Source organism: Micromonospora sp. NBRC 110038 (assembly GCF_020884815.1).
GTDB lineage: Bacteria > Actinomycetota > Actinomycetes > Mycobacteriales > Micromonosporaceae > Micromonospora > Micromonospora haikouensis.
The window spans coordinates 799,480-811,804 of the sequence record NZ_BBOL01000002.1; the positions used below are offsets into that span (position 1 = coordinate 799,480).

General features: G+C 72.9%; 10 protein-coding genes. 8 read left to right on the plus strand and 2 right to left on the minus strand.

Features of this window, described 5'->3' with window-relative positions:
• The first annotated feature begins 50 nt into the window (after nt 1-50).
• The 8 genes from LPU61_RS11325 to LPU61_RS11360 all read left to right on the plus strand — a co-directional run bounded on the left by LPU61_RS11325 (nt 51) and on the right by LPU61_RS11360 (nt 9,950).
• On the plus strand, nt 51-728 hold the full coding sequence (locus LPU61_RS11325; protein ID WP_007073398.1) for a Crp/Fnr family transcriptional regulator: 678 nt from the start codon (nt 51-53) through the stop codon (nt 726-728).
• Between the two features lie 84 nt (nt 729-812).
• A complete protein-coding gene (locus LPU61_RS11330; RefSeq protein WP_229404865.1) occupies nt 813-1,556 on the plus strand; it encodes a metallophosphoesterase in 744 nt (247 codons plus the stop codon).
• A 302-nt stretch (nt 1,557-1,858) separates the two neighbouring features.
• Nucleotides 1,859-2,464, plus strand: a complete 606-nt coding sequence (locus LPU61_RS11335) for a TetR/AcrR family transcriptional regulator (protein ID WP_043964950.1) — start codon at nt 1,859-1,861, stop codon at nt 2,462-2,464.
• 65 nt (nt 2,465-2,529) lie between these two features.
• Nucleotides 2,530-4,239: an acyclic terpene utilization AtuA family protein gene (locus LPU61_RS11340; protein WP_229404934.1), complete on the plus strand. Its 1,710-nt coding sequence runs from the start codon at nt 2,530-2,532 to the stop codon at nt 4,237-4,239.
• Nucleotides 4,236-5,837, plus strand: a complete 1,602-nt coding sequence (locus LPU61_RS11345; RefSeq protein ID WP_229404866.1) for an acyl-CoA carboxylase subunit beta — start codon at nt 4,236-4,238, stop codon at nt 5,835-5,837. The genes LPU61_RS11340 and LPU61_RS11345 overlap by 4 nt, the downstream gene beginning before the upstream one ends.
• A gap of 12 nt (nt 5,838-5,849) precedes the next feature.
• Complete coding sequence (locus tag LPU61_RS11350; protein ID WP_229404867.1) at nt 5,850-7,874, plus strand: biotin carboxylase N-terminal domain-containing protein; 2,025 nt, start codon at nt 5,850-5,852, stop codon at nt 7,872-7,874.
• Entirely contained in the window at nt 7,871-9,034 is a 1,164-nt protein-coding gene (locus LPU61_RS11355) for an acyl-CoA dehydrogenase family protein (protein WP_229404868.1), read from the plus strand. Before LPU61_RS11350 ends, LPU61_RS11355 begins: the two co-directional genes overlap by 4 nt.
• Nucleotides 9,035-9,275: 241 nt before the next feature.
• A complete protein-coding gene (locus LPU61_RS11360) occupies nt 9,276-9,950 on the plus strand; it encodes a hypothetical protein (RefSeq protein WP_198956594.1) in 675 nt (224 codons plus the stop codon).
• A 106-nt stretch (nt 9,951-10,056) separates the two neighbouring features.
• Here the strand turns inward: LPU61_RS11360 and LPU61_RS11365 are convergent, their stop codons facing one another.
• The gene (locus LPU61_RS11365) at nt 10,057-10,701 is read right to left on the minus strand and encodes an MBL fold metallo-hydrolase (protein WP_043964945.1); all 645 of its coding nucleotides are present in this window, start codon (nt 10,699-10,701) and stop codon (nt 10,057-10,059) included.
• Between the two features lie 52 nt (nt 10,702-10,753).
• Nucleotides 10,754-11,899, minus strand: a complete 1,146-nt coding sequence (locus LPU61_RS11370) for a phosphatidylserine/phosphatidylglycerophosphate/cardiolipin synthase family protein (protein WP_229404869.1) — start codon at nt 11,897-11,899, stop codon at nt 10,754-10,756.
• Between the last annotated feature and the right edge of the window lie 426 nt (nt 11,900-12,325).

Genomic DNA, 12,325 nt, shown 5'->3' on the forward strand with positions numbered 1-12,325 from the left:
GCGGACGGCGGCCCGGCCGAGAAGACGGCACGCGCAGGCGGAGGTGCGCGATGGACGAGGTACTGGCTCGCAGCGGGATCTTCCAGGGAGTCGACCCGGAGGCTGCCGAGGCGCTCGCCAAGGAGATGGAGACGATCGAGGTCCGCAAGGGCGAGGTCGTGTTCAACGAGGGCGAGCCCGGCGACAGTCTCTACATCCTCCTGTCCGGCAAGATCAAGGTCGGTCGCCGGGCGGCGGACGGCCGGCAGAACCTGATCGCCGTGATGGGCCCGTCGGACATGGTCGGCGAGCTGTCGCTGTTCGACCCCGGCCCCCGCACGGCGACGGCCACCGCGGTGACCGACACCCGCCTCGTGCGCCTGCGCAAGCAGGCCCTGCGCCCGTGGCTCAACAACCGGCCCGAGATCGCCGAGCAGCTGCTGCGGGTGCTGGCCCGCAGGCTGCGTCGGACGAACGACTCGCTGGCCGACCTGATCTTCACCGACGTGCCCGGCCGGGTCGCGAAGAACCTGCTCCAGATGGCCGGGCGCTTCGGCACCCGCGACGGCGGCGTGCTGCGGGTGACCCACGACCTGACCCAGGAGGAGATCGCCCAGCTCGTCGGCGCCTCCCGGGAGACCGTCAACAAGGCGCTCGCCGACTTCGCCTCGCGCGGCTGGCTGCGGCTCGACGGCAAGAGCATCATCATCCTGGACCCGGAGCGCCTGGCCCGCCGCGCCCGCGTCTGACCGCTCCCACCCGCGCGCGCCGGTCGGGTTCTGCCCGGCGGAGAATCCCTGGACCTCCCGACCGGGCCGGGTCACCGTGGGAAGATGCTGGAACGGGTCGCTGTCCTCTCCGACGTCCACGGCGCGCTGCCCCCGCTGGAGGCGGTGCTGGCCGAGCCGGACGTGGCCGCCGCCGACCTGATCGTGCTCACCGGCGACATCGCGGCCGGCCCCCAGCCCGTCGAGGTGCTGGACCTGCTCGCCGGGCTCGGCGACCGGGTCCGCTGGGTGGGCGGCAACGCCGACCGGGAACTGGTCGAGGCGCGGGCCGGGCGGCCGGCCGTGGACGAGGTGTCGAACTGGGCCGCGGGGCAGCTCCGCGACGACCAGGTCGCCCGGCTGGCGGCGCTTCCGACGGCGGTGACCCTGCCGGTCGCGGGGCTGGGCGAGGTGCTGTTCTGCCACGCCACGCCCCGCGACGACGAGGAGGTCGTCCTCGTGGACTCCCGGCTTTCCCGCTGGGCCGAGGTCTTCGCCGACGTGCCGGCCGAGGTCCGGACCGTGGTCTGCGGGCACACCCACATGCCGTTCGCCCGGCTGGTCGACCGGCGCCTGGTGGTCAACGCGGGCAGCGTCGGCATGCCGTACGGCGGGCCGGGGGCGGACTGGGCGCTGCTCGGGCCGGGGGTGCAGCTACGGCGCACCGCGTTCGACGTCGACGCGGCGTGCGCGCGGGTGGCAACGGAGTCCGGCTTCCCCGACGCCGCCGGCTGGGCCGACGAGTACCTGCGTTCCCGGTACAGCGACGCCGAGGCGCTGGCCGTCTTCGCCCCCCGCGACGGCCGCTGACCCGACCCCGCGACGGTCGCCGACCCGACGGCTGTCGCTGACCCGACCCCGCGACGGCACCCCGCCGGTCCCGCCCAAGACGGCATCCGCGCGGCACACTAGGGAGCTGAGTCGTCTACGACATCGCCCGGCGCCCGGCCAGTGAGTCGTCTGCGACATCAGCTCCCTAGCGGGCGCGGACCACATCAGCCCCCTGGCGCGCGGACGACACCCGCCACGCGCGCATCCCGACCGGCGGGCCCCATCCGGCGCACAAAAAAGTCAGGCTTGACTGTTTGTTTTGGCGGCGGCACGCTGACCGGGTGACCGCCGCACCGACCCGCGTCCCGCAGCAGGAGCGCAGCCGCGCCACCCGGGCCCGGCTGCTGGAGGCGACCGTCGAGTGCCTGGTCGAGCACGGCTGGTCCGGCACGACCACCACGGTCGTCGCGACCCGGGCCGGGGTGTCCCGGGGTGCGCAGCTGCACCACTACCCCACGAAGGCCGCCCTGGTCACCGCCGCCGTCGCGCACCTGGCCCAGCGCCGGGCCGACGAGCTGCGCACCGAGGCCGAGGCGCTGCCCGCCGGGCCGCAACGGCTCGACCGGGTGATCGACCTGCTCGGCGCGGCGTTCACCGGCCCGCTCTTCGTGGCCGCTCTCGAACTCTGGGTCGCCGCCCGCACCGACGCCGAGCTGCGCGCCGCCCTGGTCCCCCTCGAACGGCAGGTCGGCCGGGAGATGCACCGGCTGACCGTGGCGCTGCTCGGCGTCGACGAGCGCCGCCCCGGCGTCCGCGAGGCCGTGCAGGCGACCCTCGACCTGCTGCGCGGGCTCGGGGTGGCCAACCTGCTCAGCGACGACTCGGCCCGCCGTGCCGCCCTGCTCACCACCTGGAAGCGCCAGCTCGCCACCCTGCTCACCCCCTGACCGGCCCGCCCCACCGGCCCACTGGAGGCATGATGGTCGACCTTACGAACCTGCGCAGTCGCCGCGTGAGCGCGCCGCTGCGGGTCGGCAACGCGTCCGGCTTCTACGGCGACCGGGCCACCGCGTGGCGGGAGATGCTCGACGGTGGCGAGCTGGACGTGCTGACCGGCGACTACCTGGCCGAGCTGACCATGCTGATCCTCGGCCGGGACCGGCTGCGCGACCCCGCCCTGGGGTATGCGAAGACGTTCCTGCGTCAGCTTGAGGGGTGCCTCGGCACGGCGCTGGAGCGCGGGGTGCGGATCGTGACCAACGCCGGCGGGTTGAACCCGGCCGGTTTGGCCGCCGCGATCGGGTCGCTCGCCGACCGGCTCGGCCTCACCGCCCGCATCGGGTACGTCGAGGGCGACGCCCTGCCCCGCCCCGACGCGCTGACCGCGAACGCGTACCTGGGTGCCTTCGGGATCGCCGCGTGCCTCGACGCCGGGGCGGACGTCGTGGTGACCGGCCGGGTCACCGACGCCTCCCTGGCGGTCGGGCCGGCCATCGCCCGGTACGGCTGGGGGCGCGGCGACCTCGACGCGCTGGCCGGGGCGACCGTGGCCGGGCACCTCATCGAGTGCGGGGCGCAGGTCACCGGCGGCAACTTCAGCTTCTTCACCGAGCTGCCCGACGGCGGGCACCGCCCCGGCTTCCCGATCGTCGAGATCCACCCGGACGGCTCCTCGGTCGTCACGAAGCACCCGGGCACGGGCGGCGCGGTCACCGTGGAGACGGTCACCGCCCAGCTGTTGTACGAGGTGGGCGGCCCCGACTACCTGGGCCCGGACGTGGTGACCCGGCTGGACACGGTCGAGCTGACCGCCGACGGGCCGGACCGGGTGCGCGTCGCCGGGGTCCGGGGCACGCCCCCGCCGCCCACCCTCAAGGTGGGGGTGAACAGCCTCGGCGGGTTCCGCAACTCGATGACGTTCGTCCTGTGTGGGCTGGACATCCCGGCGAAGGCGGCCCTGGTCCGGGGCCAACTGGAGGCGGCGGTCGGCCCGGCGGGGCTGGAGTTCGTGCTGGCCCGTACCGACCACCCGGACGCGAGCGACACGGAGGCGGCGAGCGCGCTGCTGCACGTACACCTGCGGGACGGCGACAAGGCGCGGGCCGGGCGGGCGTTCTCGGCCGCCGCCGTGGAGCTGGCACTGGCCTCCTACCCGGGCTGCACGCTGACCACCCTGCCCGGCGACGCGACCCCGTACGGGGTGTTCACCGCCGACGCCGTGCCGCAGGACGCGGTGGAGCACGTGGCCGTCCTGCCGTCGGGCGAGCGGGTGCCGGTCGCTCCCCCGCCGGTGACGTGCTTGCAGGGGCCCCCTGTGCAACAGGATGCGTCAACAGGGGGCCCTTCCTTGCACCCGCAGCGCGCGGAGCAGCCGCAGCCTCAGCGCACGCGGCGGGGGGCGCTGGGCGAGGTGGTCGGGGCGCGCTCCGGCGACAAGGGCGGCGACGCGAACCTGGGCGTCTGGGCGCGTACCGACGCGACCTGGGCGTGGCTGCGCCACTGGCTGACCGTCGAACGGCTGGCCGAGCTGCTGCCGGAGACCGCCCCGCTGACCGTCGAACGGCACGAGCTGCCGAACCTGCGCGCGGTGAACTTCGTGATCCGGGGGCTGCTCGGGCAGGGCGTGGCCGCGTCGACCCGGTTCGACCCGCAGGCGAAGGCGCTGGGCGAGCTGCTGCGCTCCCGCGTCGTCGACCTGCCGACGGAGGAGATGGGGCGGTGACCACACTGGACAGCACGCTCGACCCGGCCGCGCCGGCCTTCCGGGCCAACCGGGAGGCCCTGCTGGAGCGGCTCGCCGAGCTGGAGGCGGCCCTCGACACCGCCCGCGCGGGCGGCGGCGCGAAGTACGTGGCCCGCCACCACCAGCGCGGCAAGCTGCTGCCCCGGGAGCGGATCGAGCTGCTGCTCGACCCGGACAGCCCGTTCCTGGAGCTGTCGCCGGTCGCCGCGTACGGGACGGACTTTCCCGTCGGGGCCAGCGTGGTCACCGGGATCGGCGTCGTCGAGGGCGTGGAGTGCCTGGTCGTGGCCAACGATCCGACGGTACGCGGCGGCGCGGTCAACCCGTGGTCGCTGGCGAAGACCCGGCGGGCCGGGGAGATCGCCCTGGCCAACCGGCTGCCGATGGTCAACCTGGTGGAGAGCGCCGGGGCGGACCTGCCCACCCAGGCGGAGATCTTCATCCCGGGCGGGCGGGTGTTCCGCGACCTGACCCGGCTCTCGGCCGAGGGCATTCCCACGGTCAGCGTGGTGTTCGGCAACGCCACGGCCGGCGGCGCGTACGTGCCCGGGATGTCCGACCACGTGATCATGATCCGGGACCGGTCGCAGGTCTACCTGGCCGGGCCGCCGCTGGTGCGGATGGCGACGGGCGAGGTCACCGACGACGAGTCCCTCGGCGGCGCGGCCATGCACGCCACCAGGTCGGGCCTGGCCGACTTCCTCGCGTCCGACGAGCGGGACGGAATCCGGCTGGCCCGGCAGTGCGTCCGCCGGCTCAACCGGCGCAAGCAGGGCCCGCCGCCGCGCACCGCGTTCCCCGCGCCGCCGAAGCACGACCCGGAGGAGCTGCTCGGCGTCGTCAGCGCCGACCTGAAGGTGCCGTTCGACCCGCGCGAGGTGCTGGCCCGGGTGCTCGACGGCAGCGAGTTCGACGAGTTCAAGCCCGCGTACGGGACGGCGCTGGTCACCGGGTGGGGCGAGCTGCACGGCTACCCGGTCGGGGTGCTCGCCAACGCCCGGGGCGTGCTGTTCAGCGAGGAGGCGCAGAAGGCGGCCCAGTTCATCCAGCTCGCCAACGCGGCCGACACCCCGCTGGTCTTCCTGCAGAACACCACCGGCTACATGGTCGGCACGGAGTACGAGCAGCGCGGCATCATCAAGCACGGCGCGCTGATGATCAACGCGGTGTCGAACTCGAAGGTGCCGCACCTGACGGTCAACCTGGGGGCCTCGTACGGGGCCGGCAACTACGGCATGTGCGGGCGGGCGTACGAGCCGAGGTTCCTGTTCACCTGGCCGAACGCGAAGTCGGCGGTGATGGGGCCGGCGCAGTTGGCCGGCGTGCTGTCGATCGTGGCCCGGCAGGCCGCCGCCGCCCGGGGGCAGGAGTTCGACGAGGACTCCGACGCCGCCATGCGGATGATGGTCGAGCAGCAGATCGAGTCCCAGTCGGGGGCGCTGTTCCTCTCGGGCCGGCTCTACGACGACGGGGTGATCGACCCCCGGGACACCCGTACCGTCCTCGGGCTCTGCCTGTCGGCGATCCACAGTGGACCTGTCAAGGGCGCGGCCGGCTTCGGCGTCTTCCGGATGTAGGGGGCTGCTTTCATGATCACCCGTCTGCTGGTCGCGAACCGGGGCGAGATCGCCCGGCGCGTCCTCGCCACCTGCCGGGCGCTCGGCGTCGCCACGGTCGCCGTGCACTCCGACGCCGACGCCGACGCGCCGTTCGTCGCCGAGGCCGACCTCGCCGTACGCCTGCCGGGGAACGCGCCCGCCGAGACGTACCTGCGGGTCGACCTCATCCTGGACGCGGCCCGCCGCACCGGCGCGGACGCCGTGCACCCCGGCTACGGCTTCCTCGCCGAGAACGCCGAGTTCGCGGCGGCGGTGACCGACGCGGGCCTGACCTGGGTGGGCCCGCCCGCGAAGGCGATCGCCGCGATGGGTGACAAGGTGGCGGCGAAGGCGCTGCTGGCCGACGCGGGCGTGCCGATGCTGCCCACCTGGACCGATCCCGACGAGATCACCGACTTCCCGGTCCTGGTCAAGGCGTCCGCCGGGGGCGGCGGGCGCGGCATGCGGATCGTCGCCGACCCGGCCGGCCTCGCCGAGGCCGTCGCTTCGGCGCGGCGGGAGGCGGCGGCGGCGTTCGGCGACGACACGGTCTTCGTCGAGCGGTACGTCGAGCGGGGCCGGCACGTCGAGGTGCAGGTCTTCGGCGACACCCACGGCACGGTCGTGGCGCTGGGCGAGCGGGACTGCTCGATCCAGCGCCGGCACCAGAAGATCGTCGAGGAGGCCCCGGCGGTCCTGCCGGACGGGGTGCGGCAGCGGCTGCACGCCGCGGCCGTCGCCGCCGCCCGCGCGGTCGGGTACGTCGGCGCGGGCACGGTCGAGTTCCTGCTCGCCCCGGACGGGCAGTTCTTCTTCCTGGAGATGAACACCCGCCTCCAGGTGGAACACCCGGTCACCGAGGCGGTCACCGAGCTGGACCTGGTGCGCCTGCAACTGCTGGTCGCCGAGGGCGGGCCACTGCCGCTGGCGGCGACCCCGCCGCCCGACGGCCACGCCATCGAGGTACGCCTGTGCGCCGAGGACCCGGCGCGCGACCACCGGCCGGCGACGGGCGTCCTGCACCGGTTCGCGGTGCCGCAGGTGGCGGGCGAGTTCGCCCCGACGAAGGGGCTGCGCCTCGACTCGGGCGTGGCGGACGGCTCGACGGTCGGCGTGCACTACGACTCGATGCTGGCGAAGCTGGTCGCCTGGGCGCCGACCCGGGCGGAGGCGACCCGGCTGCTGGCCGGCGCGCTGGCCCGCGCCGAGCTGCACGGGGTGACCACCAACCGGGACCTGCTGGTCCGGGTGCTGCGCAGCCCCGCGTTCGGGGCGGCCGAGGTGGACACGGGCTTCCTCGACCGGCACCCCGACGTGTTCGCCCCGCTGCTGCCGGCCGACGAGTTGCCGCTGGCCGCCCTCGCCGCCGCGCTCGCCTCGGCCGCGGCGCGTCGGGCGGCGGCCCCGGTGCTCGCCGGGCTCCCCTCCGGCTGGCGCAACGTGCCGGCGTTCCCGCAGGTCACCCGGTACGCGGTGCCGAACGGCGACGGGATCGAGGTCCGCTACCGACTGGACCGCACCGGCGCACTCGCCGACTGGGTGGTGTCGGCCGGCGGCTCGGTTTCGCCCGCCGAGGGCTCGGGGCCGCCCGCCGCCCCTTCCCTCCCGCCCAGCGTGGTGCTGGTCGCCGCCGCCCCGGACCGGGTGGTCCTCGACGTCGACGGCGTGCGGCGCGCGTACTCCGTACACCGGGTGGGGTCGCAGGTCTTTGTGGACGGCCCGGACGGGGCGGCGAGCCTCACCGAGCTGCCGCGCTTCCCCCTGCCCACGGCGGAGCTGGCGGCCGGGTCGCTGCTCGCGCCGCTGCCCGGCGCGGTGACCCGGGTGCACGTCGAGGTCGGCCAGCGGGTCGCCGCCGGTGACCTGCTGCTGACCCTGGAGGCGATGAAGCTCGAACACCCCGTGCTCGCCCCCGCCGACGGCGTGGTCGCCGAGCTGCCGGTGCCGGCCGGCGGCCAGGTCGACACCGGCGCCGTGCTGGCCGTCGTCACCACCCCCGAGGAGACAACGTCATGAACTTCGACCTCACCGACGAGCAGGAGCAGCTCCGCGACGCCGTCCGGGCGCTGGGCCGAAAGTACGGTCACGGCTACTTCGTGGAGAAGGCGAAGGCCGGCGGGCACACCACCGAGCTGTGGGAGGAGGCCGCCCGGCTCGGCTACCTCGGCGTCAACATCCCCACCGGGTACGGCGGCGGGGGCGGCGGCATCACCGAGCTGGCCATCGTCTGCGAGGAGCTGGCCGCCGCCGGCTGCCCCCTGCTGCTGCTCGTGGTCTCCCCCGCCATCGTCGCCACGATCGTCAGCAGGCACGGCACCGAGGAGCAGCGCCAACGGTTCCTGCCCGCCATGGCCGACGGCACGCTGAAGGTGGTCTTCGCGATCACCGAACCGGAGGCCGGATCCAACTTCCACCGGCTCGGCACGGTGGCCCGCCGCGACGGCGACGACTGGCTGCTGACCGGCCGCAAGTGCTACATCTCGGGCGTCGACGAGGCGCAGTACGTGCTGGTGGTGGCCCGCACCGAGGACGCGGCGACCGGCAAGCTCAAGCCGGCGCTGTTCCTGGTGCCGACCGACGCCCCCGGGCTGACCCGGTCCAAGCTGGACATGGAGATCGTCTCCCCGGAGAACCAGTTCATGCTCTACCTCGACGACGTGCGGTTGCCCGCCGACGCCCTGGTCGGCGGGTCGCTCGACGCCGGCCTGCCCGCCCTGTTCGCCGGGCTCAACCCCGAGCGCATCACGGTGGCCGCGATGGGCGTCGGCACCGGCCGGTACGCGATCGAGCGCGCCAGCGAGTACACGGCCACCCGCAAGGTGTGGGGCGGCCGGAGCATCGGCACCCACCAGGGCGTGGCGCACCCGCTCGCGCACGCGGCCGTGCAGGTGGAACTGGCCCGTCTCATGATCTACAAGGCGGCCACCCTGTACGACGCGGGGCGCGACCTGGAGGCCGGCGTCTCCGGCAACATGGCCAAGTACGCCTCCGGCGAGGCCGCCGCGCTCGCGGTCGACACGGCGGTGCAGGCGCTGGGCGGCGCGGGCATGACCACGGAGTACGGCGTGGCGACGCTGCTGGGCGCGGTGCGGGCGGGAAGGATCGCCCCGGTGAGCAGGGAGATGATCCTCAACTTCGTCGCCCAGCACGTCCTAGGCCAGGACAAGTCCTACTGAATCCTGCGCCGCCGCCGGCCCACCGTCTCGTCCCGCCTCGGTGATCAAGAGGTTTGTGTCATCGACGAGATCAACTTTGACGCTCTTCTCTTGATCACGACGTAGGGGGCAGAGCGTCGCGAGGCAGGGCAAGAAATCGATAGATCGACAGGTATAGCATCGCTGGACATCGCCGGTCCGCCGCTGCCCACCGGTTGCCGGACCGGTCCTGCCCGCCTCGCCAGGAGACCCCGGAGGAACGATGCACCTCAGGTTCGCCCGTACGGCAGCAGCCGTCGTCCTCGCGCTCGGTGCCGCCGTCGCGCCGGCCACCGCCGCCAGCGCCCACCCGGACGGCGACTGGGTCAGCGTCTACCCGCCGATCCAGGACTCCTCGACCTGGGACCGCTTCGGGGAATCCGGCCCCGCCTCCCACCACATCGTCTTCGGCAACTGGGGCTACACCAACGACTGGGCGGTGGACATCTACCGCAACCCCGGTGGCACCATCGTCTCCCCCTTCGGCTCCAAGACCGCGTCCGGCCACCCGGTCGCCGTCACGGTCGTGACCGTCCGGCCGGGCTGCGCCACGGGCAACCTCGCCGACGGCGGCTACCGCATCGGCCTGGAGGCGCGGGACACCACGACCGGTCAGGTCCTCGCCCGCGCGGACGTCATGCACGTCAACAACAAGCCCGGTGGCATCGCCGTGGGCGCGACGGTGGGGCCGTGGACCAAGCTCGGCGAGACCGGCCGGTTCCGCTATTCGAGTTGCTACCAGGTCAACGGCGACAGCGGCGCCCACGTGCACCTTGAGGTGATCAACCAGCACCGGTACTCGTGCTACATCGCGCGCGGCGCGAACACCGGACTGGGCGACGAGACCGTGATCGGCCGCGCCGGCGTCCACTACACGGGCCAGCGCCAGGCCTGCTGACCCCGGATCTCGCTGGCAATCTTGGTACGGAAGGGCCCCTCTGGGGGCGCTTTCGTACCAAGATTCGGCTGCAGTCGGTGGCCTGCGGCGTCGGCCAGGGCTGACGTCACCAACCGCGGGTGCGCCACTCCTCCAGCGACGGGCGCTCCGCGCCCAGCGTCGTGTCCCGGCCGTGGCCCGGGTAGACCCACGTGTCGTCCGGCAGCCGGTCGAAGACCTTCGTCTTGACGTCGGTGAACAGCGAAGCGAAGTCGTCGGCCTTGCCGAAGGTGTTGCCGACTCCGCCGGGGAAGAGCGAGTCGCCGGTGAACAGGTGCGGGTGGCAGGCCGGATCGTCGTACAGCAGGGCGACGCCGCCGGGCGTGTGGCCCGTCAGCCGGATGACCTCGAGGGAGATCTCGCCGCAGCGGATGACGTCGCCGTCTTCCACGGGTACGTCGGTCGGGACCGTGATGCCGTCCACGTCGGGTGCGCCGGCGTAGGTGCGCGCCCCGGTCGCCGACACGACGTCGGGCAGGCCGTTCTCCCAGTGGTCCCAGTGATCGTGGGTGGTCACCACCGCGTCGAGCCGCCCGCCGCACAACTCCAACAGCCGTTCCGGCTCGTTCGCCGCGTCCACCATCAACTGCGCACCCGTTGCGCGGCAGCGCAGCAGGTAGCAGTTGTTGTCGCCCGGCCCGACCGAGATCTTGCTCAGGGTCAGTGCCGTCAGCTCGCGTACCCCGGGGGCTGATCCGTCGTATTCCGCCATGATCGGAATGTAGCCCGGTCAGCCGGATCCCGGGGTACGTCGTCCGGCGCGGTCAGCTCACCGGCACGGCGGCGTCGCGCAGGCTCCAGAAGTTCGAGCGGTACTGGTCGTGGATGGTCGCCGACTGGATCCGCAGCAGCGCCTCGTCGTTCTCGCGGAGCGCGGCGTTGGAGTAGTTGTGGCTGCCGGTCACCGCCCACTTGGTGTCCTTCTGCCCGTCGTACGTTCCCTCGATGAGCATGTACTTCGAGTGCACGATGTAGTCGCCGGTGATCTGGTACAGCTTGATCCGGTCGTGCCCGGAGAGGATGTTGCGCACGTCGGTGTCGGTCTCGGTGTAGACGACCTCCACCCAGCACTTCTGGTCGGCCAGCTCGCGCAGCTTGGTCGCGATCGGGTTGCGGCTGAAGTGCCACATGCCGATGCGGATGATCGTGCGGCCGGTCTCGGTGCCCGTCGAGGTGTTCCCCTCGCAGGTGACGTTCTCGTTGAGCATGTTGTAGATCGTGTCGGTGTCCTGGGTGGTGCCGGCGCGGGGGAAGAAGTAGGACTTCGCGGTGCCGCTGGACGTCGTCCGGTAGTAGTCGTTGTTCTTCACCTGCGCGGCGAGGTCACCGTGGTAGGTGACGTAGGAGTTGTAGACGGCGGTGTTGCCGACGATCGTGACCGCGTTGTTCCAGTACCGCTCGGCGTTGTCGTTGGTCAGGTTGGCCGAGCTCTGCACCAGGACGTTCGTCGACCCGAGGGTGTCGGAGAACAGGAAGAACTTGTTGTGCATGATCGGCGTGCCCAGGTTGCCGATGCAAGCCCGGTCGGTGGTGCAGACGGTCACCCAGGAGGCGGCGGCCCGGTTCGTCCCGAGCTTGGCGATCAGGCCCGTCACCGCCGGGTAGGAGCGGGACTGGCTGTCGACCACGACCCGCACGTTCACCCCCCGGTCGTACGCGGCCGACAGGTCGTTCGACACCCGGGTGAGCGTGAAGTGGTACATCGCCACCCGGATCGTGGACCCGGAGGCGGCACCCTGGATCAGCCGCTGCACGTGCTCGACGATGGCGTACTGCTGACTGGCCACCGTCGGGTTGTTGAAGACCGCGCCGGAGGTCACGGCCGCGACCGCCGGCGTGGCCGGGGCCAGGAGCGCGGCGGCGGCGAGGCTACCCGTGACGATCAGCCCGACGGTACGACGTAGAAGCATGAGAACTCCTCGGTGGCAGGGCGGCCGGCTCCCCGGCCGTCGCGAACCGGAACGCCCAGTATGCCTACGCTGCGCACATTCTCCGCAACTCCCCGCGACCACTTTCGACACTGGCGACGGGCGCTCCCACACCCGCTGTTCCCCACCGAGGCGTGACGCAGCGCAACCATCTCACCCGACGCCACCACCCCAGCGAGCCCCTTTGCTCTGCACCCACCTACGCAACGGATCACGCAGCGCAACCCGCCGTCACATCCTCCTGCGTTCTCGTTCTCGCCTAGAACCAGCTCATGACAGGTGTTGCGGATAGGGGTGCAGAGCAAAGGGGACGGGAGGCGCCCAGCGAGGTCGAAGGAACGTGACGAAGAGTCAGATCAACCGCTCAGCGGACCCGGGCCGCGCAGCTATCACATACCGTGATCGCCG